Annotated in this window: 24 protein-coding genes; 20 read left to right on the top strand and 4 right to left on the bottom strand. The window is 62.5% G+C overall.

From position 1 onward, the window contains the following. Window positions 1-17 precede the first annotated feature (17 nt). The 11 genes from ACFQ95_RS15905 (at window position 18) to otsA (ending at window position 10511) form a co-directional block, all read left to right on the top strand. Window positions 18-860 (top strand): amidohydrolase family protein, encoded by an 843-nt coding sequence (locus ACFQ95_RS15905; protein WP_422832528.1) that lies wholly within the window; start codon window positions 18-20, stop codon window positions 858-860. Window positions 861-926: 66 nt separating this feature from the next. After that, on the top strand, window positions 927-2510 hold the full coding sequence (locus ACFQ95_RS15900) for a carboxylesterase/lipase family protein (RefSeq protein WP_422832526.1): 1584 nt from the start codon (window positions 927-929) through the stop codon (window positions 2508-2510). A gap of 9 nt (window positions 2511-2519) precedes the next feature. Continuing rightward, window positions 2520-3737: a 3-oxoadipyl-CoA thiolase gene (pcaF, locus tag ACFQ95_RS15895; RefSeq protein ID WP_422832524.1), complete on the top strand. Its 1218-nt coding sequence runs from the start codon at window positions 2520-2522 to the stop codon at window positions 3735-3737. A 7-nt stretch (window positions 3738-3744) separates the two neighbouring features. Beyond that, window positions 3745-4521 carry an enoyl-CoA hydratase-related protein gene (locus ACFQ95_RS15890; protein WP_422832523.1) on the top strand — a complete coding sequence of 259 codons (777 nt, stop codon included), beginning with the start codon at window positions 3745-3747 and terminating at the stop codon, window positions 4519-4521. Between the two features lie 123 nt (window positions 4522-4644). Continuing rightward, a complete protein-coding gene (locus tag ACFQ95_RS15885) occupies window positions 4645-5058 on the top strand; it encodes a VOC family protein (RefSeq protein WP_422832522.1) in 414 nt (137 codons plus the stop codon). Beyond that, window positions 5055-5447 (top strand): VOC family protein, encoded by a 393-nt coding sequence (locus ACFQ95_RS15880; protein WP_422832520.1) that lies wholly within the window; start codon window positions 5055-5057, stop codon window positions 5445-5447. Before ACFQ95_RS15885 ends, ACFQ95_RS15880 begins: the two co-directional genes overlap by 4 nt. Window positions 5448-5521: 74 nt before the next feature. After that, window positions 5522-5935, top strand: a complete 414-nt coding sequence (locus ACFQ95_RS15875) for a hypothetical protein (RefSeq protein WP_422832519.1) — start codon at window positions 5522-5524, stop codon at window positions 5933-5935. Window positions 5936-5956: 21 nt separating this feature from the next. Beyond that, window positions 5957-6208: a hypothetical protein gene (locus ACFQ95_RS15870; RefSeq protein WP_422832517.1), complete on the top strand. Its 252-nt coding sequence runs from the start codon at window positions 5957-5959 to the stop codon at window positions 6206-6208. A 265-nt stretch (window positions 6209-6473) separates the two neighbouring features. Then, window positions 6474-7241, top strand: coding sequence for a trehalose-phosphatase (gene otsB, locus ACFQ95_RS15865; RefSeq protein ID WP_422832515.1), 768 nt, complete (start codon window positions 6474-6476; stop codon window positions 7239-7241). A 35-nt stretch (window positions 7242-7276) separates the two neighbouring features. Next, a complete protein-coding gene (locus ACFQ95_RS15860) occupies window positions 7277-9097 on the top strand; it encodes a glycoside hydrolase family 15 protein (protein ID WP_422832513.1) in 1821 nt (606 codons plus the stop codon). A 25-nt stretch (window positions 9098-9122) separates the two neighbouring features. Beyond that, window positions 9123-10511 carry an alpha,alpha-trehalose-phosphate synthase (UDP-forming) gene (gene otsA, locus ACFQ95_RS15855; RefSeq protein ID WP_422832511.1) on the top strand — a complete coding sequence of 463 codons (1389 nt, stop codon included), beginning with the start codon at window positions 9123-9125 and terminating at the stop codon, window positions 10509-10511. A gap of 155 nt (window positions 10512-10666) precedes the next feature. Here otsA and ACFQ95_RS15850 read toward each other — a convergent pair whose 3' ends face one another. From ACFQ95_RS15850 to ACFQ95_RS15835, 4 genes are all read right to left on the bottom strand, one after another. Continuing rightward, window positions 10667-10975, bottom strand: coding sequence for an H-NS family nucleoid-associated regulatory protein (locus tag ACFQ95_RS15850; protein ID WP_422832509.1), 309 nt, complete (start codon window positions 10973-10975; stop codon window positions 10667-10669). Between the two features lie 166 nt (window positions 10976-11141). Next, window positions 11142-12077, bottom strand: coding sequence for an ROK family protein (locus tag ACFQ95_RS15845; protein WP_422832507.1), 936 nt, complete (start codon window positions 12075-12077; stop codon window positions 11142-11144). Between the two features lie 7 nt (window positions 12078-12084). Further along, window positions 12085-12279, bottom strand: coding sequence for a DUF2905 domain-containing protein (locus ACFQ95_RS15840; protein ID WP_422832506.1), 195 nt, complete (start codon window positions 12277-12279; stop codon window positions 12085-12087). Then, window positions 12276-13433 (bottom strand): class I SAM-dependent methyltransferase, encoded by a 1158-nt coding sequence (locus ACFQ95_RS15835; RefSeq protein WP_422832504.1) that lies wholly within the window; start codon window positions 13431-13433, stop codon window positions 12276-12278. The genes ACFQ95_RS15840 and ACFQ95_RS15835 overlap by 4 nt, the downstream gene beginning before the upstream one ends. Between ACFQ95_RS15835 and ACFQ95_RS15830 the strand changes: the two genes are divergently transcribed. The 9 genes from ACFQ95_RS15830 (at window position 13424) to ACFQ95_RS15790 (ending at window position 21339) form a co-directional block, all read left to right on the top strand. Further along, complete coding sequence (locus tag ACFQ95_RS15830; RefSeq protein ID WP_422832502.1) at window positions 13424-14287, top strand: SDR family oxidoreductase; 864 nt, start codon at window positions 13424-13426, stop codon at window positions 14285-14287. The genes ACFQ95_RS15835 and ACFQ95_RS15830 overlap by 10 nt on opposite strands. A 48-nt stretch (window positions 14288-14335) precedes the next feature. Then, a complete protein-coding gene (locus ACFQ95_RS15825) occupies window positions 14336-14707 on the top strand; it encodes a dihydroneopterin aldolase (protein WP_422832500.1) in 372 nt (123 codons plus the stop codon). Continuing rightward, window positions 14701-15495 carry a substrate-binding periplasmic protein gene (locus ACFQ95_RS15820; RefSeq protein WP_422832498.1) on the top strand — a complete coding sequence of 265 codons (795 nt, stop codon included), beginning with the start codon at window positions 14701-14703 and terminating at the stop codon, window positions 15493-15495. The genes ACFQ95_RS15825 and ACFQ95_RS15820 overlap by 7 nt, the downstream gene beginning before the upstream one ends. A gap of 73 nt (window positions 15496-15568) precedes the next feature. Then, window positions 15569-16939, top strand: a complete 1371-nt coding sequence (locus ACFQ95_RS15815; protein WP_422832496.1) for a GGDEF domain-containing protein — start codon at window positions 15569-15571, stop codon at window positions 16937-16939. A 23-nt stretch (window positions 16940-16962) separates the two neighbouring features. Continuing rightward, the gene (locus tag ACFQ95_RS15810) at window positions 16963-17730 is read left to right on the top strand and encodes a substrate-binding periplasmic protein (RefSeq protein ID WP_422832494.1); all 768 of its coding nucleotides are present in this window, start codon (window positions 16963-16965) and stop codon (window positions 17728-17730) included. A gap of 77 nt (window positions 17731-17807) precedes the next feature. Continuing rightward, window positions 17808-18734 (top strand): tRNA 2-thiocytidine(32) synthetase TtcA, encoded by a 927-nt coding sequence (gene ttcA, locus ACFQ95_RS15805; RefSeq protein WP_422832493.1) that lies wholly within the window; start codon window positions 17808-17810, stop codon window positions 18732-18734. A gap of 54 nt (window positions 18735-18788) precedes the next feature. Further along, entirely contained in the window at window positions 18789-19481 is a 693-nt protein-coding gene (locus tag ACFQ95_RS15800; protein WP_422832492.1) for a DUF4136 domain-containing protein, read from the top strand. Window positions 19482-19491: 10 nt separating this feature from the next. After that, window positions 19492-20130 carry a histidine phosphatase family protein gene (locus tag ACFQ95_RS15795; RefSeq protein WP_422832491.1) on the top strand — a complete coding sequence of 213 codons (639 nt, stop codon included), beginning with the start codon at window positions 19492-19494 and terminating at the stop codon, window positions 20128-20130. 9 nt (window positions 20131-20139) lie between these two features. Beyond that, the gene (locus ACFQ95_RS15790) at window positions 20140-21339 is read left to right on the top strand and encodes a DSD1 family PLP-dependent enzyme (RefSeq protein WP_422832489.1); all 1200 of its coding nucleotides are present in this window, start codon (window positions 20140-20142) and stop codon (window positions 21337-21339) included. The last annotated feature ends 177 nt before the right edge of the window (window positions 21340-21516 follow it).

Below are 21516 nucleotides of genomic sequence, written 5' to 3'. Positions count from 1 at the left end.
AATAAAAGGAACGCGCCATGCGCATCATCGACCTGCATTGCTACCCCGGCACCCAAACCTGGATCGACGCCCAGGGCCCCTACCCCGAAGCGCTGGCCAGCTACTGGAAACGCGACTGGGTGGCCAAGTCTGAAGAGGACGTGATTGCCGAATTCACCAGCGCCGGAGTGGAGGCCTGCCTGGTGGCGCTGGACCTGGAAACCACGGTGGCCACACCACCCTGCAGCAACGAATACGTGCACGCCATGTGGCAACGCCACCCCCAGCGCATCTTGCAATGCTGGGGCGCGGTGGAGCCGGCCAAGGGTGAAATCGCCATTCGCCAAGTGCGCAAGGCGGTGCAGGAACTGGGCTTCATCGGCTTTCACTTCCACCCCATCATGCAGCACTTCGCGGTGAACGACAGGCGCTACTACCCGCTGTTTGAAGAGATCAACGCGCTCGGTGCGGCGGTGATGATAGACGTCGGCACCACCGGCATGGGCGCCGGCATGCCCGGCGGCAACGGTGCACGTGTGCGCCATGCCCACCCCTCGCACATCGATGACCTGGCGGCTGACTTTCCCAAGCTGAAGATTCTGATGGCTCACCCCGGCTGGCCGTGGGTCGAAGAAACCACCGCCGTGGCGCTGCACAAGGGCAATGTGTTCTGGGAGATGTCGGGCTGGGCGCCGAAACACTTCCCCGGCAACCTCAAGGTCGACATCCGCGGCCGCCTGCAAGACAAGATCATGTTTGGCAGCGACTACCCCAGCCTGCCTTACGAACGCATCCTGCGTGAGTGGTCGGAGCTAGGCTACTCGGACGTGGTGATGGAGAAGGTCATGCACGGCAACGCCGAACGTGTGTTGGGCCTGTAAAAAAATCAAAGACAAGTGCAGATGAAACCCCTTCTCCACACAGGTTGCGCCATATTCCTTTGCGCCATGATGAGCGCCTGCTCGGGTGGTGGCGACAGCTACAGCGCGACACAAGACATCGTCAACGTGACCGGCGGCAAAGTTGCCGCCACCAGCGGCTCGACCGAGGCCCTGCGCGTGTTCAAAGCCATACCGTTTGCCGCACCGCCCGTAGGTGATTTACGCTGGAAGGCGCCGCAGCCCGTAGCCGCCTGGAGCGGCGTGCGGCAGAACGACAACTTCTCCAACGCCTGCATGATGGGCAACCGCCCGGCCGGCTTGCCCGGCGCCATACTCTACCAAGCCGCACCGGCGCAAAGCGAGGACTGCCTGTACCTCAATGTCTGGACCGGGGCCAGCCACAACGGCAGCATCGGCTCCACCAAACGCCCGGTGATGTTGCTGCTGCACGGCGGTGGCTACCTGCTGGGCTCGGGCGCACAGGCCAACTACGACGGCACGGGTCTGGCCGCCAAGGGGGCCGTGGTCGTCACACTCAACTACCGCCTGGGCGCGCTGGGCTTCATGGCGCACCCCGAGCTCACGGCCGAATCGGCCAACCATGCCTCGGGCAACTACGCGCTGCTCGACGCGATTGCCGCGCTGCAATGGGTCAAGACCAACATCGCCGCTTTTGGCGGCGACCCGGCCAACGTCACGCTCTACAGCGAATCGGCGGGTGCCGGGCTGGCGAGTGTGTTGCTGGCCTCGCCACCGGCCAGTGGTTTGTTTCACCGCATGGTGACCGAGAGTTTGGCCGCCTTGCCCAGCTCCAGCGCCAACCCCACGCTGGCCCAGGCCGAGGCTTCTGGCACCGCGCTCGGCAGCACGCTGGGCGCCAGCACACTCGCCGCGTTACGCGCCAAATCCGCCACCGAGGTGATGGCGGCCGCCGGTGCGCTGGTCGGCCCCATCGTGGATGGCTACGTGCTGCCCGACCAATTGGACTTGCTGCTGAAACGTGGTGCGGTGAACGACGTGCCGCTGCTGGCCGGATGGAACGCAGACGAAGGCACGCCCTACCCCGCGTTCGCCACCACACTGGCCGCCTACAACAGCACCGCCGCCGCGCGTTATGGCACGCTGGCCAGTGACTTCAAGGCCACCTACCCCGTGACCAGCGATGCCGATGTATTGGCCATGGCCTACGCGCCCATGCGCGACAGCCTGTTTGCCTGGCAGCCGTGGACGTTGGCGCGCGCCCATGCACGCTTGGCCAAGGCCAAGACCTTTCTCTACTTCTTCAACCGCCGCCCCAACTACTTTGCCGGCCAGACCTTCACCGAACTGGACCCGCCCTCACGCTACGGCGCCTACCACTCGCTGGAGCAGGTCTACTTCTACAACAACCTCGCGCGCAGCGTGCCCACACGCGACTACAACGCCACCGACGCGGCCATCGCCGATGCGGCCTCGACCTACCTGGTCAACTTTGCGCGCAATGGCGACCCGAACGGCACGGGCCTCGCCACCTGGCCCGCCTTCACCAGTGCGGCCAGCCAGACGATGTATATCGGCGATGAGATCAAAGCCAGCGACGTGCCCTTCCGCACTGCGCTCGACTTCTATGACCGTTTCTACACCCAGGCCCTGGGCCGAGCGCCGTTTTAAGACTCGTACATGAACACAGCTTTGAAACATGCCTTCATCTGCGACGGCATCCGCACCCCCATTGGCCGCTACGGCGGCGCGCTAGCGAGCGTGCGCACCGATGACCTGGCGGCCCACCCGCTGCAGGTGTTGATGCAGCGCCACCCGCAGCTTGATTGGGCGCAACTGGAAGAGGTCTATTACGGCTGCGTGAACCAGGCCGGTGAAGACAACCGCAACGTGGCGCGCATGGCCACGTTGCTGGCGGGCCTGCCCATCACCGTGGCGGCGGCCACCGTCAACCGGCTGTGTGGCTCGGGGCTGGAGGCCATCACCAGTGCCGCGCGCGGCATTGCCACCGGCCAACTCGACCTGGCCGTCGCCGGTGGTGTGGAGAGCATGAGCCGCGCACCGCTGGTGATGCCCAAGGCCACGGCCGCCTTTTCGCGCCATGCCGAAATCCACGACAGCACCATAGGCTGGCGCTTCGTCAACCCGCGCATGGAAGCGCTCTACGGCATAGACGCCATGGGCGAAACGGCAGAAAACGTGGCGCAGGAACACCACATCTCGCGCGCCGACCAGGATGCGTTTGCGCTGCGCAGCCAACAGCGCGCCACACGTGCCATGCAGGCCGGGTGGCTGGCCGAAGAGATTGCGCCGCTGACCGTGCCCGGAGCCAAAGGCAGCAGCACGGTGATCACAGAAGACGAGCACCCACGCGCCGATACCACGGCCGAAAGCCTGGCCAAACTGCGCCCCGCGTTCCGCCCCGGCGGTAGCGTGACCGCTGGCAATGCATCCGGGGTGAACGATGGCGCGGCCGCCCTGCTGCTGGCCAGCGAGACCGGTGCCGCGCGCGCCAGCCTGCGGCCGCTGGCGCGTGTGCTGGGCGTTGCGACGGCGGGTGTAGCGCCACGCGTGATGGGCATAGGCCCGGTGCCCGCCGTGCAAAAGCTGCTGGCGCAAACCGGCCTCGCCATTGGTGACTTTGATGTGATCGAACTCAACGAAGCCTTCGCCGCCCAAGGCCTGGCGGTGTTGCGCAGCCTGGGCCTGCCGGACGACGGCGAACACATCAACCCCTTTGGTGGCGCCATCGCGTTTGGCCACCCGCTGGGCATGTCGGGCATACGCCTGGCGTTGACGGCCGTGCGCCAACTGCAGCGCACCGGTGGCCGCTACGCTTTATGCACCATGTGTATTGGCGTGGGGCAAGGCATTGCGGTGGCGTTTGAGCGGGTTTAACCAGACCATGGAGAGCCCAAACACCGTCTTGCTGGAAGAGCGCCCCGCACCACATGTCGCCCTGCTGCGTTTACACAGGCCAGCACAACTCAATGCGCTGAACCTGGCACTGCGCCACGCGCTCGCAAATGCCTTCACACGGCTGGAAGCCGATGCCGAGGTGCGCGTCATCGTGTTGGCCGGCAGTGAGCGCGCCTTCTGTGCCGGCGCCGATTTGACCGAATACGTGGACGCCAGCGCCATAATGGTGGCCGAGCGCCACATGGGCCGCCTGTGGGACAACATCGCGCAATGCCGCAAACCGGTGATCGCCGCCGTGCGTGGTTTCGCCTTGGGCGGCGGCTGCGAGCTGGCGCAACATACCGACATCATCGTCGCCGGCGAAGGTGCACGGCTGGCCCAGCCCGAAGTGAGCATAGGCCTGATGCCCGGCGGCGGCGCCACACAACGGCTGACCAAGGCCCTTGGCAAGTTTCGTGCGATGCAGTTGCTGCTCACCGGCGCGCCAGTCACCGCAGCAGAAGCCTTGGCACTGGGCATGGTCAGCGAGGTGCAGCCGGATGTGATGGTGGAACCGCGCGCCATCACGCTTGCCACGCAGTTGGCAGCGGGCCCACAACTCGCCATACAACTCATCAAGGAAGCCGTGCTCGCTGCAGACAGCCAAGCCTTGGAACAAGGCTTGTTGCTGGAGCGGCGCATGTTTCAGTTGCTGTTTGCCACGGCCGATAAAACCGAAGGCATCCGCGCCCGGTTGGAAAAGAGACCCGCAGTCTTTAAGTAAAAAGGGCTTCCACGGCTTATGGTTCTGGCGAGAGCAGCTATGGTTTTGATAGACGGCAAAACCTGACCTCAGGCCACGCTTTACGCGGCTAAGATGGCTGGCTCACCCACTCAGAGCCACACTATGCCCCAGTTCCTCGGCCAGGTTTCCGTCTTGGTGCGCGACTACGACGAAGCCATTGCCTTCTACGTCGGCAAACTCGGCTTCAGATTGGTCGAAGACCGCACCATGCCTGCGCAAAACAAGCGCTGGGTGCTGGTCAGCCCGCCCGGAGCGCGCGAAGCTGGCTTGGTGTTGGCACGCGCCACGACCGCGGAGCAGCTGCAGCACATTGGCAACCAGGCCGGCGGCCGTGTATTTCTGTTCCTCTACACCGACAACTTCGCACGCGACTTTGCCCACTACACAGCCCAAGGCGTGAAGTTTGTGCGCGGCCCCAAAGAAGAACCGCACGGTACCGTGGCGGTGTTCCAAGACCTGTATGGCAATCTGTGGGATCTGATCCAACCCAAACCAACAACCGGAGACACACCATGAAGTTTGGCTACACCATCGTCTACGTGCCCAACGTAGCCGCATCACTCAAGTTTTTTGAGGCGGCGTTTGGCATCAGCACACGCTTCCTGCACGAGTCTGGCACCTATGGCGAACTGGAAACTGGCGCCACCGCCCTGGCCTTTGCCGCACACGCGCTGGGCGACGACAACTTTCCTGGTGGGCATGTGGCGGCCCACACTTCGGTGCAGCCGCTGGGGTTTGAAGTGGCCTTGGTCACAGAGGACGTGGCGACAGCACACACTAAAGCCCTTGGCGCCGGCGCCAGAGAACTGGCCGCCCCCAAGACCAAGCCCTGGGGCCAAGTGGTGTCGTATGTGCGCTGTCCCGATGGAGTGTTGGTGGAATTGTGTTCGCCCATGGGCGGCTGAAGTGCAGGCTTGGCGAAAGCGAACCTGGTGGAGACAATCCACCACTCTTCTGCAAACAGGGAGTATCGCCTTCTATGGACATCGAATTTGGCAACGCCGGTGAACTCGACACCCACGGCACCGGCTGGTTTGTCGGCTTCAGCGATTGGGCCCAGGACGGTAAAGCCAATCTGCGCCACATGCCCACCGACACGGCTGCCAGCGGCCTGTGTGCCAAGTGGTACATGCATCCCGCGGGTCATCCCAATGGCGAGGAAAAACCCATCAGCGAAGGCCGCACACTGGCGTTGTTGGCCGGTCCGCCAGCAGCGTTCAAGATCGAGTTCAGCCTGTCGCCCAATTTTGCAGCGGAGCAAACCGAGACTTATGTGCTGCGCCGCACCGGTGACTTTGTGGCCTGGGGCGCGGGCATCTACCACCGCTCTTTTGGGCTGGAGCCGAGTTGCATTCTGACGCTGCGCTGGCTGCCAGAGACACCGCGCAATTGATGTTCACACCAAGGAGCTGCCATGCGATATCTGTTGACCAGTCTGTTCGCTGCCCTGCTGTTGAGCGCCTGCGCCACACCCCCCGGTTCCTACCGGTTCACGGCCACCACGCAAGACGGCAAACCGGTCACCGGTAGCATCACCACCGACCCTGGTGGCCTGTCGGATACACGCACCGCCCTTTGCCTGCAGCACCCGGGTGCCACCATCAAGGTGGTGGAGGCCACGACCGGACAGGAAGTCGCGGGTGTGAGCCCGTATAAATGTCCATGAGATGCGCGTGATGGCGCCACACCAGTAGCCAACCATCACCAGGCTCCGAACGCCGCAGCCTGGCTGGCAAGCCCTCCCAGGGCGAGGAAGGCTTTTCCCTTTTCCCTTTTTCCGCCCACCTGTGGCGCTGCATCGTCCAGTGCTTTGTACAGGCTCAAGGTATGCCTTGAAAGCAGGTTTTTGCATCGCTGGGGCAGCACATCCACGCGTGTGCACATCATTTTCCGGTCCCGTCCTACACGTCGGCCTGCTATGGTTTAGCCACATGCAAACACTGCCTCGCCTCTCTCAACCGATCGCCCTGTTTCTGGATTTCGATGGCTCACTGGTGGAGTTGGCCGACCAGCCCGAGTTGGTCCACGTGCCGGCCTCTCTGGTGCCGTTATTGACACAACTGCAACAGCGGCTCAACGGTGCACTGGCCATCATCACCGGCAGGCGCATCGTCGATCTCGATGCGTTTCTGGCGCCGCTCACGCTCCCCGCGGCCGGCGAACACGGCGCACGCCGCCGCAATGCGGCAGGGCGGCTGTTTGCCGCGGCCGCACCCGACCTGAACAGCGTCATCGACCGCTTGCTGCCGCTGGCCGAGCGCTACCCGGCCCTGCGCCTGGAACGCAAGGAAACCGGCGTGTCGCTGCACTACCGCAACGCACCCGAGTTGGAAGCCCTGTGCCGCGAAACCATCACCAACGCCATACATGACCAGCCCGGCCTGTCGTTGCTACACGGCAAGCGGGTATTCGAGGCCAAGCCGGTTGGCGTCAACAAGGGCCGTGCGCTTGAAGCCTTCATGCAGGAGGCGCCGTTTGCCGGGCGCCAGCCCGTGTTTGTCGGCGACGACGTGACCGACGAAGCCGGCTTTGAAGTCGCGCAGAACCTGCAGGGGCTGGGCATCAAGGTCGGCGTGGGCCCCAGCCAGGCCTTGCACCGTTGCCCGGGTCCGGCAGCGGTGCTGGCATGGCTGGAACAACTGGCCCGCCCGGGCACGCCAGAACACATGCGAGAAGACCTTCCGCAAGCCCCCCATTAACCGCGCCTGCCGCAGCCAGCAAAGAGGAGCCTCACATGCCGATTCATGAATCAACCCTGGGCTTTGCTGCACCGCTGCCGGCCTCACTCTCCATGGGTGTGATCGGCAACTGCGCCTTCAGCGCCTTGGTGGACCAACAGGCGCGTATCGTGTGGTGCTGCCTGCCACGCTTCGACAGCCCGCCAGTGTTCAACGCCTTGCTCGAACCCGGCGAAGACGCCAGCGCGTTTGGCATCGAGATCGAAAACCTTGCCAGCAGCCGCCAGTGGTACGAGCCGAATACCGCGGTGCTGCGCACCCAGTTGTTCGACACCAATGGCCACGGCCTGGAGATCACCGACTTTGCGCCGCGTTTCTTCAGCCGCTCGCGCTACTTTCGCCCCACCTGCATCGTGCGGCGCATTCGCCCCATAGCGGGCGCCCCGCGCATACGTGTGAATCTGGAGCTGCGCTACGACTGGGGTGTGGACGCGCCCGAAGTCACACGCGGCAGCAACCATCTGCGTTTTGTCGGCGACGCGCAGACCCTGCGTTTGAGCACCGACGTGCCGGTGTCCTACGTGCTCGACAAAACACCTTTTCTGCTGACGCGCGAACACAATTTCCTGCTCGGCGCCGATGAGTCCCTGGAAACCGGCCTGGGCGACACCGCAAGGCTGTTTGAGCAGGAGACCATCTCCTACTGGAAGAAGTGGAGCCAGCGTTTGGCCGTGCCGCTGGAGTGGCAGGACGTGGTGATCCGCGCGGCCATCACGCTCAAGTTGTCGCTGTTTGAAGAAACCGGCGCGATTGTTGCCGCCATGACCACCAGCGTGCCCGAAGCGCCCGACAGCCAGCGTACCTGGGATTACCGCTACTGCTGGTTGCGCGACGCATTTTTTGTGGTGCGGGCACTCAACAGCCTGTCGGAAGTGGGCACCATGGAGGACTACCTGCGCTGGTTGTCCAACGTGGTGGCAGGGTCCAAGGGCGCGCATATCCAGCCGCTGTATGGCATTGGGCTGGAACGCGAGCTGCCCGAGAGTTTCATAGACCACCTGCAAGGCTTTCGCGGCATGGGCCCGGTGCGCCAGGGCAACCAGGCACAAGAGCATTTTCAGCACGACGTCTACGGCAACATCGTCCTCGGTGCGGCGCAGGCGTTTCACGACCAGCGCCTGCTGCACAGGGCTGGCCAAGCGGAGTTCGAACACCTGGAAGCCGTGGGTGAACAAGCGATACGCGTCTACGGCCAACCCGATGCCGGCATGTGGGAGCTGCGCACCCGGGCGCGTGTGCATACCTCTTCGGCGCTGATGAGCTGGGCCGCTTGTGACCGGCTGGCCAAGATTGCCCATGTGCTTGGCTTGACGGAACGCACGGCCTACTGGCAGGAGCATGCTGTGCGTATGCGCGATGAAATCCTGGCCAAGTCGTGGAGTGAAGAGCGCCAGGCCTTTGCGGAAAGTTTTGGCGGCCGCGACCTCGACGCGAGTGTGCTGCTGATGGCCGAGGTCGGTTTCATAGACCCGCGTGATGCGCGTTTTGTGGCCACCGTGGAGGCCATGGAAAAGTCGCTGTGCGACGGCCCCTACATGCGGCGTTACGAGGCTGCCGACGACTTCGGCAAGCCCGAGACGGCTTTCAACATCTGCACCTTCTGGCGCATAGACGCTTTGGCGCGCATCGGCCGCATCGACGAGGCGCGTGCCATTTTTGAGGCCATGCTGGCAGTACGCAACCACCTGGGGCTGCTGTCGGAAGACACACACCCGGTCACGGGCGAGATGTGGGGCAACTTTCCGCAGACCTATTCGATGGTGGGGCTGATCAATGCCGCGATGCGTTTGTCCGCGCCGTGGGACAGCCAGATCTAAAAACATCAAAAAAGGGAGTTGCAGCATGGGCCGTCTGGTGGTTGTATCGAACCGAATTGCCGATCCGCGCAAAGCCGCCGCCGGGGGATTGGCTGTCGCGCTGGGCGAAGCCTTGCGTTCCACGGGCGGGCTGTGGTTTGGCTGGAGCGGCAACATCAAGGCCGAGGGCACACCCGGCGAAGGAGAATTACACGTGCGCCAGGCCGGCACCGTCACGCTGGCCACCGTGGACCTGTGCCAGGAAGACCACGACGGTTTTTACCTGGGCTACAGCAACGGCGTGTTGTGGCCGGTGTTCCACTACCGGCTCGACCTGGCGAACTTCGACACCGGCCTGGTCAACGCCTACCGCCGCGTCAACCAGATGTTTGCGCGCAAGCTGATGTCCTTGTTGAAGCCCGACGACGTGATCTGGATACACGACTACCAGTTGATCCCGCTGGGCGCGGAGCTGCGCGCCATGGGGTGCAGCAACCGGATCGGCTTTTTCCTGCACATTCCCCTGCCGCCTGCGCAAATCATGAGCGCACTGCCGCAGCATGCCTGGCTGGTGCGCTCGCTGTTTGCTTACGACCTGGTGGGCTTTCAGAGCGAGGCCGACGTTTCACACTTCGCGGCCTACCTGCAGCAGGAGGTGCCTGTGGAAACACCTGCGCCCGGGCTTTACAAGGCCTTTGGGCGCACCTTGCGTGCCGGGGCGTTCCCGATTGGCATTGACGTCAACGAATTCCAGGACCTGGCCAACGCGCGCGAGGGGCTGGACATGGCGCAACGCATGCGCGAGGAGTATGCGCGCCGCCGTTTGCTGCTGGGCATAGACCGGCTCGACTACTCCAAAGGCCTGCCGCACCGGGTGCGTGCGTTTCGCCAACTGCTGGCCAACTACCCGGAAAACCGCAACAGCGCCACCTTGATCCAGGTGGCCTCACCGTCGCGCGAGACGGTGGACGCCTATGCCGACATCCGCCAGGAACTGGAGCACCTGTGCGGTGCCATCAATGGCGACTATGGCGAATTGGATTGGATGCCGGTGCGCTACATCCACCGCACCGTGGCGCGCCACCGCTTGCCCGGCCTGTACCGCGCGGCACACGTGGGCCTGGTGACACCGTTGCGTGACGGCATGAATCTCGTGGCCAAGGAATATGTGGTGGCGCAAGATCCAGAAGATCCTGGCGTTTTGGTCTTATCGCGCTTTGCCGGTGCCGCCGAGCAATTAAAAGAGGCTTTAATGGTTAATCCATACGATGAACATGGTACTGCCGAGGTTATTCAACAAGCGCTTCAAATGCCGTTGGCAGAACGAATCGATCGTCATCAAAATCTAATCAAGCAAATCAGTGTATACGATGTTCATTGGTGGCAACATCGTTTTCTAGAAGCACTTTCCGAAACAAAATCCACACTCGTTTGAATTCCGGGTCATTTGTAAAGTATTACAAAGTAGATTCGTTCGGATTTCGAACTAGTTATTCAAAAAGAAAAGGCCGGAAATTCCGGCCTTTTCTTTCGTATGGATACGCGTTAACGCGTAGCGCCGTTGGACGGCATTGGATGTAATCGGCAGCTTTATTGCGCGATCAAAAACTGGCTGCGATCCTGGTCTTGAATCCAGCGCGGCGGCTTGCCGCGGCCGGTCCAGGTGTCCCCGGTGGCGGGATTGCGGTACTTAGGTGCAACGCGGGTACCGCCAGCCTTGGTTTCACCCTTGGGCGCACGCGTTTTGCCACTGGAGAAAACGTCTTCCGGCGTCAAGCCGAAATCGGCCACCAGCGCACGCACTTGGGCCAGAGCAGCTGCATTTTCGCGTTGGCGAGCTTCGCTGATCTGCGCATCCAATTCCGCACGTTGCTGGAGAAGTTCTTTATAAGTGGTCATATGGTTTGATCAAGATGAATGACAGATAGGCAATATTATATTCACAGAATCAAACCCAGGCATTACTAACTGAAATGAAGCCGATGTTTCTCACCCAAACGCATTAACATCCATATACCGGCCCACACCTGCCAGCAGCACTTTCACTGATGCTATTGCTTACGATTTAGTTTGCCTCCAACAAGGCCAATGCGGCGAAATCACCGACTTTATCTTCCAAACCCGCAGGAACGCAGCTGAAGCCTATAGTCAATGCGGGAATACGGCCTGCTATCTGCGCTTGCAAGCGCGGCAATAACAACTCACGGTTATGCCAAAACACGCTGCCGCCCAAGCTAATGCGTTGTAAATCGAGCGTCACCACTAGGTTGTACAGGGCGCGGCCCAATACACGGCAGAGTTCATCCACGATGGCCAAAGCGGCCGCATCACCGGCGCCGGCACTTTTGAACAGGGGCGCGGCCTCCACGCCAAAGCGGCGCGCAATCGCATTGCCCGCCACCATGCCCTCGATATCGCCCACATTGCCACAGCCGCACAACGCGTCGTCGTTGTCGACCACAAACATATGGCCGGCGTGGCCGGCATTGCCGTTTTTGCCGCGCAGCACGTGGCCATCCACACACAAGCCCATGCCTATGCCGGTGCTCCAGGTGACGTAGGCGCAGTGATCCAGCCCGCGCAACGCGCCCCAGCGGCGTTCGGCTTCCAGCGCGGCGATGCAGTCGTTCTCGACCCGCACCTTGCCGAACTTGGCGCGCAGCGGCGCCTCCAGCAGCGCCGACATCCAGTCGTTGGGCAGGCCGCGCGCCGGGCCGGCCAAGCCGCCGCAGATGTTGGGCGCGGCCAGTTCCACCAGGCCGTCATTCAGCACAAAAGGACCGCAGGACGACACGCCCACTTCGGTGATGCTCGCCACATCCACCCCCAGCTCGGCAGCGGATTCGCCGATCAAGCGGATGATCTGCACGGCCAGCGCGTCGTTGGCGCCGGTTTTGGCCGTGGGTTCGGCTCGACGGGCCTTGAGTTCCGGCGTGCCAGCGCCGCCCTGCGTCAGGCTGACAGCAACCTTGGTACCGCCAATATCAACACAAGCTTTCATAGGAATATCAGATTAGTTTTGAAACAACGCCGGCAATCACGCTCAGCACAATGGTGGAGGCAAATGGAATAAACCATTCACGCCCGAAAAGCTTGAACCGCAGGTCTCCAGGCAGCCTGCCGAAGCCCAGTTTCCCCAGCAACGGGGTAAACCAGTTGATCAGCAGCAACGCCAGAAAAACGACGATGAGCCACCGAATCACAGCGTGTGGCTGCGGTCACCATGGGCAAAACCCATGGCCTCCCAGACAGTCCCGTCAGGTATTTTTGCGAAGCCGACCACCTTGAACAGTTCGCCCATCTCGTGCTCGTGCACCAGTTTGGCGGCATGTGCTCGCTGTGCCGGCCCGCTGGCTTCCATCGCCGGACCCAGGCCGCAGTTGAACAGGAAATGCGCCTGCGGGGCGTAACCAAGGACTGCGAAACCCGCGTCCTGGCCCGCCACGGCGATGCCGGTGAAGTTGACATGTGCGGTGATGTCTTTCAGGCCCACCGCCGCAAGGGGGTCATCGTCCGCGCGGTGCAACTGGTGGCACATCACGGTGCCGCCACTGCGTTGCGGGTGGTAATACTCACTCTCGGGAAAGCCGTAGTCCAGGAAGAACGCCGCGCCCTGCGTCAGGCGCTCGGCCAGGGTCTTGATGAAAGCCTCTCCCTGGGGATGGATCTCGGTGATGTAATCGTGCGGGCCGTCGATGTCTACCGGCGGGCGCAGCGCCGTGGGGCGGTCTTGCCAGGCAAAAGCGCCATCCACGTTGACCGTCACACCGCGCTCAGACCACACGCCGTTTTGGCGCGCCAGCAATTGCACGGGCATGGCGTCGAGCACTTCATTACCCACCACCACACCTTGCATGCGGTCGGGCAAGGCATCGACCCAACGCACCTTGGGGGCAAACGCCGCCAGCTTTTCTTGCTGGCGCGCACGCAATGTGCCCGACAGATCGACGATGGTGTAGCGCTGCACAGCGTCACCCAGGGTCGTGAGCAATTGCAGCGCCAGCGCGCCAGAGCCCGCGCCAAACTCCCAGACTTCGGCTGTGCCGGTCTGCTCCATCGCCTCCTGCACTTGCGCCGCCAGGCAGTAGCCGAACAGCGGGCTGAGTTCGGGCGCGGTCACAAAGTCGCTGCCAGCCACACGTTCGCCGTTTTCCACGCTGTAGGGCATGGCGCCGAACTTGACGCTGCTGTTGGTGTAATAACCCAGCGCTGGGGTGTACAGCGCCAAGGCCATGAATTGGTCGAACCCTATCCAGCCGCCAGCCGCGTGGATGGTTTCCACGATGTGCGTATGCAGGGGGGTCGTTAAACTGTCGGTTGTTGTCGTCACCCCTCGATTGTCTCTGAATGCCGTCATCTGCAACGCGCTCCGCTGAGTCCTGTTCCTCGCTTGTAACTCCGGCGGGTGCGCCGCCACGCCGCACCGTGCTGGTCACGGGAGCGGGCAAGAGGCTGGGGCGCGAGATTGCCCTGGCCCTCGCGGCCGATGGCTGGCAAGTCGCTGTGCATTACCGTGCCTCGGCCGAAGACGCTCACAAAACAGTAGCTGATTGTGCAGCAATAGCGGGCAAAGATGGCAAATTCGACGGTTGTCGTTATGCCGCATTCCAGGCCAATCTGGAAGACGAACAAGCCATTCGCGCATTGCTGCCCCAGGTGGTGCAGAGCTTTGGCGCGGTCGACGCCGTGGTCAACAGCGCTGCGGCTTTCGAGAACGACACCGCTCAGAGCTTCAGCTTCGCCGGCATGGAACAGCACTGGCGCAGCAACACCGCCGCGCCCGTGTTGCTGGCCCAGGCGCTGCACCAGCACTTGCTGACCCGCCCCGCTGGCGCGGACGGCAGCCCGGCGCAAGGTGTTGTGGTCAATCTGCTGGACCAGAAGCTGTGGAACCTGAACCCCGATTTTTTCAGCTACACACTTTCCAAAGCGGCCTTGGAAACCGCTGGCACCATGCTCGCCATGGCGCTCGCGCCGCAGGTGCGCGTGGTGGGCGTGGCGCCCGGGTTGACGCTGACCAGCCACCTGATAGACGATGCCACCTTTGCCGAACGCCACCGCCTGTCGCCGCTGGGACGCTCTTCGACACCGGCCGATGTAGCGGCCACCGTTAAATTCGCGCTGGACAACCGCTCACTCACCGGCACCACGCTGGTGGTGGACGGCGGCCAGCACCTGATGAAGTTCGAGCGCGACTTCTCACTGATGTGATATCCCCATGATGCCGCCAAAACTGAGCGCGCTATGACCCAAGCCACCATGCAAAATTCTGCCGGCAGCCAAACACTGCACCTCACCGGGCTGCGTTTCGACGCCAACCTGGGCATTCTCGACTCCGAACGCAACGGCCCGCAGCCTATCCTGGTCAACGCCTCGCTGAACCTGGGCACCCAGCCGTTGCGCCCGCGTGACGATGACATCCACCATGTGCTGGACTACCGCAAGGTGCGCCAGATCATCATTGACGAATGCACGGCCGAGCACGTGAATCTGCTGGAAAGCCTGATAGGCAAACTGGCGCAGCGGCTGATGTTGTTGCCAGGCGTGCTGGGGGTACGCGTCAAGATCGCCAAACTCGAGATTTTTGACGACTGCGAGGTCGCCATCGAAATGGAAGCCGGGCAGTGGTAACAGCGCTTCCGCCGCACAAACTCGCGCGTCGCGCAGCGGCCGCACTGGTGTTCGGCACACTGCTCAGTACCGCCGGGGCAGCATTCGCGACGCCCGAAACCTCGGTGCGAGTGCTGACCGAAGAGTACCCGCCCTACAACTTCACCGTGGACGGCAAACTCACCGGCCTGAGCACCGAGGTTGTGCAAGCCGTGATCAAAGAGGTACAGAAAGAGACGCCACTCAAAGCGTCCTTCACCTCCATGCCCTGGGCCCGGGCCTATGAGATCGCGCAGATCGAAGAAAACGTGCTGATCTACTCGATGAACCGTGCCAAACATCGCGAGCAACTGTTCAAGTGGGTCGGTGTGGTGGCGCCCAGCGACTACTATCTCTACGCCCTGAAAAAGCGCCGACTGCAGGTGCGCAAGCTGGACGACGCCCAGACCCTGCAAGTGGGTACCGTGAACCAGGCTATAGGCGAGCAGTACCTGTTGCAGCGCGGCTTTATGCTCGGGCGCAATCTGCAGTCCAGCGCCAAATACGAACAAGGCTACGACAAGCTCAAGCTCGGGCGCATCGACCTGTGGATCATCAACGAACTTGGTGCGGCCCAAATCGCCCGCCAAGCCGGCGACAACCCGGATGAGTTGCTGGAAAAGGTGTTGTTTCTGCCGGAAGTGAGTGCCGGCAACTACCTGGCGTTCAGCCCGTCCACACCCGATGCACTGGTGGAACGTTTCAGAAAAGCGCTCGAAACCATCAAGAAAAACGGCACCTACGAAGCCATACAGAAAAAATGGCGTTAAATCGAGGCACCGCTCATTGCCCGCTTCTCACTTGGCATCACGCAAACGCTGAATCGCTTCGCTCTGCTTTATTTTGAGTTCCACAACGCCAGCCCCCGTCATCCAAGCCCCCAAAGCCTCCACCCTGGGTGTGCGGCTGGTGTTGGCGACCCTGCTGTTTTCACTGCTGTTCACCGTGGTGGTGGTGGCGGCCAGAACCTGGTCCACCTGGAAGAGCAATGTGGCCGCAATGGACGCCGAGCTGCATACCGTGGCGCAGATCTACCAGCGCACCCTGGCCAAGTCCATCTGGGACATGGACCACGAGGCGCTGGAGGCCCACTTGGCGGGCTTGTCGGAAGTGGCCTCGGTAGGCCGTGCCGTGATCACCTTCAAGGCCGGTACGCGCAAACAGGACAAACTGGAAAACACCCGCGCGGGCTGGGCCCCCTCCAGCCTGGCCCCCAGCCTGCAAATGCCTTTGATCTACGAGCCGTTTCCTGGCGGAAACGAAAAGGTGGGTGAATTTGCCCTGCTGGGCGATGAGCGCGTGTTATGGGTGCGCTTGCGCAGCGAACTTGCCGCCATGATCGTCACGCAGGTGGCGCAATCGCTGCTGCTGGCCAGCTTGATCATGCTGCTGTTTCACCGCTTGGTGACCGTTCATGTGCGCCACATTGCCAGCCATCTGGCGCAGCTGCGACCAAGCGCGCTGGGCCGCAAACTTGCGCTCAACCGCCGCATCCGGCGCCCCGATGAGCTGTCGGCCCTGGAAGCCGGCGTCAACCAGTTGCAGAGCAACGTGGCCGACTATCTGGAGCAGCAACAGCGCTTTGAAACCGAGCTGGCGGAACACCGCGACCGTCTGGCGCTGCTGGTCAACGAGCGCACGGCCGCCCTGCAGGCCAGCAACAACCGCCTGGAGAACGCCAATATTGCGCTGGAGAACCTGGTGCGCACCGATGCCCTCACGGGCCTGGCCAACCGGCGCCAGTTCGACGAAACCAAAGAAGTCGAACTGCGCCGCGCCCTGCGTACCGGCAGCCCTTTGACGCTGCTGGTCTGCGACATCGACAACTTCAAGCTCTACAACGACACCTACGGCCACGCCGTGGGCGACCACTGCCTGTGCGCCGTAGCCACCACCATTGGCAGCCACTTCGGCCGCGCGGGTGACCTGGTGGCGCGCATGGGCGGCGAGGAGTTCGTTGTGCTGCTGCCCGCCACAGAAGCGGCGCATGGCCTGCGCCTAGCCAACGAACTGCTGGCCGCCGTGGCGGCACTCGGCATCGAAAACCTCAACGCCCAGGCGGCAAAGTACATCACGCTAAGCATTGGTTTGGCCGAACTCGACCCACAGCGCGTGGACAGCGTAGACGTGTTGTTCAAGCAGGCCGATGCCGCGCTCTACCGCGCCAAATCGGCCGGACGCAACCGTGTGGCCGTACACGGGCAAGAGCTTTGAACATCGCGCCCCAAGGAAGCATCATGCCAATACCATCATTGCAACACCTCTTGTGGCGCGGGCTTTGGCTCTTGGCTGCGGGCCTGTGCCTGTTGCCCAAGCCCAGTGCGGCCCAAAACGTACATGCGGTCACGGAAACCTCCGTCTTTGTGCAGATCATCGACGGCAAGGCCGCAGGGCCGGCCACCGAAATCACCGAAAAAACCCTGCAGCTCGCTGGCCTCAAGGACTACCACATCAGCGTCTACCCCTGGGCACGCGCCTATGAAATCGCGCAAAACGAGCCCAACGTGTTGATCTACCTGCTGGCGCGCACCCCCGAGCGCGAGCCGCTGTTCCAATGGGTGGGCGAGTTTTCGCAAATTCGTTACAGCCTGTACAAACTGCGCGCCCGCACCGAGGTCAATGGCAGCACCATGGCCGCAGCGCGCAACCAGACCGTCGGTGTGATGCGCGAAGATCTGCGCCACCAGTATTTGCGTAAACAGGGCTTTACACGGCTGGTGGTGTCGTCCGTATCCTCGGAAAACTTTTCGCAGTTGATGAACAGCAAAGTGGACCTCATTCCCATGAGTGACGCTGGCGCCGCCAACCTGTGCCGTGAATTCAAGGTCGACTGCAACACCGTCCTGGAAAAACAGCTTACGCTGGACGACCTCAACATCGGCTTGTACATGGCCTACAGCAAAGGCACGGCGCCAGAGGTGGTAAGGCGCACCGCCACCGCTTTTGAGCACTTGCGCGCCAATGGCACGGTGCGCAAACTGATGGACAGTGCACCCTCAAGATAACCCGGCAAAACCCGCAAAACCGTGCAAACGGCCCTTCGCGGGATAATCGAGGTTTTCTGGACCCCGAAGAACACACCATGAGCGCCGTATGGAACGCTGACGAGGCTGCGCCCGTCACCCCTGACTTCAAGATCGAACGCGAAACCCACAAGCTGGAAAAACGCCTGTGCCGGGAGGTCGGCCGCGCCATTGTGGACTTCAACATGATTGAAGAAGGCGACAAGGTCATGGTCTGCATGAGCGGTGGCAAAGACAGCTACGGCATGCTCGACATCCTGCTCAAGCTCAAGGCCCGTGCGCCCATCCACTTCGACATCATTGCCGTCAACCTGGACCAGAAACAGCCCGGCTTTCCCGAGCACATCCTGCCCGAGTACCTGACCGCGCTGGGTGTGCCGTTCCACATTGAAAACCAGGACACCTACAGCATCGTCAAACGCGTCATTCCCGAAGGCAAGACCACCTGCGGCCTGTGCAGCCGTCTGCGCCGTGGCATCCTGTACCGCGTGGCCGACGAACTGGGTGCCACCAAGGTGGCGCTGGGCCATCACCGCGATGACATCCTGCAAACCTTCTTCCTCAACATGTTCTTCGGCGGCAAGCTCAAAAGCATGCCGCCCAAGCTGGTGAGCGACGACGGCCGCCACATCGTCATCCGCCCCATGGCCTATGTGGCCGAAAAAGACCTGGTGCGCTGGGCCGCCCACCGCCAGTTCCCCATCATTCCGTGCACCTTGTGCGGCAGCCAGGAAAACCTGCAACGCAAGCAGGTCGCCGAGATGCTGCGCGAATGGGAGAAGAAGTATCCGGGCCGGGTGGAGAACATGTTCGGCGCATTGCAAAACGTCGTGCCTTCACATTTGGCAGACGGAACCATCTACGACTTCAAGGGTCTGAAAGCGACCGGCGTGCCCGACGCTGATGGCGACAAAGCTTTTGATGGCGAATCCTTCAGCGCATCGGGTGTTGCGGGCATTCCCGGTTTGCAGGTCGTCACCCTCTAAGAGCCTGTTGACGATCTATTGGGGGCCACATATGTGGCCGCAACGGAGTCGAAAATGAAAACAGCATGCTTACTGGCTGGCGCGGCCGCCTTGCTCACCGGCTGTGCCACTGGTCCTGTGCTGGTGACCAGCGATGTGCAGAGTTTTTCCAGCCTCGCCACGCTCAGCATCCCCGCCACCTACCGCTTTGAACACCTGCCCTCACAACAGCTTGGCCAGGGTTCGGGCCAGCAACTGCTGGAGCAACTCGCCGAACCCGCACTCGCCAAGGTGGGCCTGCTGCGAGACGAGACCAAGGCCCAATACAACGTACAAGTCAGCGCCACACTCAAATCCGTGACGTTTGGCTCCGACTTCTACGCTTACCCCTACTGGGGCTATCCGCGTATGTCCATGTACTACGGTTATGGCGGCTGGTGGCCCGGTTATGGCTATGGCCCGGGCTGGGGCATGGGTGCCAACTGGGTCTACATGGACAGCTACCCGCGCGACGTTCAGCGCGAAGTCAGCGTGGTGCTGCGTGATGCAGCCTCCGGCAGCGTGGTCTATGAAACCCGCGCCAGCAACTATGGTCTTTATGGCGGTGATGGCACCGTGTTGCCGCTGATGTTCGAAGCCGCGCTCAGCGGCTTCCCGCAACCGCCGCAAGGCATTAGGCGTGTAACCGTGACACCACCACAAGCCGTGCAGCCAGCCGCGACGCCGGCACCACGCCCGGCCGCAGCCGCCTCTTCGCCGGCCTCCTAGAATCGGTGGCATGTTAGCCACCCGCATCATTGCCATTCGCCACGGCGAAACGGCCTGGAACGTGGATTCACGCATCCAGGGTCACCTCGACATTCCGCTCAACGACGTCGGGCGCGCGCAGGCCGCACGCGCCGCGGCCGCGTTGGCCGATGAGTCGGTGCAGGCGGTCTATGCCAGCGACTTGTTGCGCGCTTTTGAGACCGCTCAGGCCATCGCGCAAACCCTGGCACTGCCCGTGCAAATCGACAAAGGCCTGCGTGAACGTGAGTTCGGGGCTTTTCAGGGCCGCACCTTCGCCGAAATCGAAGCCGAAGCACCCGAGTTGGCCATGCGCTGGCGCAAACGCGAGCCCGATTTTTCGCCCGCCGGTGGCGAGTCGCTGAACCTGTTCCGCGACCGCATCCTGCAAACCGTCAATGCCCTGGCCGCGGCCCATCTGGGTGAACAAATCGTGCTGGTCGCCCACGGTGGCGTCATGGACGTGTTGTACCGCGCCGCCACCGGCCAGGGTGTGCAGGCGCCGCGCACCTGGCAGCTCAGCAACGCCGCCATCAACCGCCTGCTGTGGACACCCGACGGCCTCACCCTGGTGGGCTGGGCCGACACCCAGCACCTGGACGATCTCTCGTTAGACGAAAACGCCACCTGAACCCAAGCAATGCAAACCACTCCCCCCTGGCAAGCCGCACCGCCCGCTAGCGTAGGCCAAAACGTCTCCGAGATCGACACCCCTGCCCTTGTCGTCGATCTGGATGCCATGGAACGCAACCTCCAGCGCATGGCCAGCTTCGCCCAGCAGCACAAGATGCTGTGGCGGCCGCACGCCAAGATGCACAAAAGCGCCGCGCTGGCGCTGCAGTTGATGCAGGCCGGTGCCGTCGGTGTCTGTGTGCAGAAAACCGCCGAGGCCGAAGCCATGCTGGCCGGTGGCGTGCGCAACATCTTCATCAGCAATGAAGTTGTTTCGCTATCGAAATTGAAGCGTGTTGCGCATATTGCAGTGACGCTCGCGGCACAAAATGCTTCGAACCCACCGGGGCAACTGGCTTTGGCGGTAGACAACCCCGAAGCCCTGCGGCGCCTCGTGCAGGTGATGGCTGAAGCCCTGCCGCCAAGCGGCGCCGTGCTCGATGTCTTCATCGAGATCGACGTCGGCCAAGGCCGCTGCGGCGTAGGCTCTGCCGCCGCTGCATTGGCCCTGGCGCAAGAAATTGTGCGCCACCCGTTCCTGCGTTTTGCCGGGCTGCAGGCCTACCACGGCAAAGCACAACACCTGCGCAGCCTGGCCGAGCGCGAGGCGGCCATTGGCGCCGCCGTGCGTTTGGCCGTGGTCACACGTGCGTTGATCGAAGCCGCAGGCATTGTCGTGCCGCTGGTCACCGGTGCCGGCACCGGCACCATGGCGCTGGAAGCGACCAGCGGCGTGTATGGTGAATTACAAGCCGGCTCTTTCCTTTTCATGGACGCCGACTACGCCGCCAACGAGGCCGACCCCAGCGCGCCCACCTTTGAACACGCCTTGTTTGTCAAAAGCCAGATCGTCAGCACCAGCCCGACCCACGTGGTCTGCGACGCCGGCCACAAAAGCCATGCCATAGACTCCGGCCTGCCACGTATCTGGCCGCTGGGCCTGCCCGCGCCGCTGGACTACTTCAATGGCGGCGATGAACACGGCATCCTGCGCGCACAAACGCCCGGCGACGCCCTGCCCCAGCTAGGCGACACGGTGTGGCTGGTGCCCGGCCATTGCGACCCCACCGTCAACCTGCACGACCTGTTGGTCGGTGTGCGCGGCGGCTTGGTGAGCGGCACGGTCGAGAAGCTGATACGCGTGGATGCACGCGGCGCACTGCGCTGATGGCATCAGCCCCAGAACCACGCGTTGCCAACCCTGGCCTCGACTTGTGCGCGGCTCAGGCCTATGTCGCCTAGCTGCGCCTCCGACAAACGTGCCAAGACCTGTGTGCCACGCCTTTTCGGACGCAAGTGACGTAACCGGCGCAGGGCCCCATGCCCACATAGCGCCAGGCGGCGC

This window comes from Variovorax sp. HJSM1_2, assembly GCF_049316285.1.
Classification (GTDB): Bacteria; Pseudomonadota; Gammaproteobacteria; order Burkholderiales; family Burkholderiaceae_C; genus Rhodoferax_B.
This window is presented reverse-complemented; position numbering and strand designations above follow the sequence as displayed.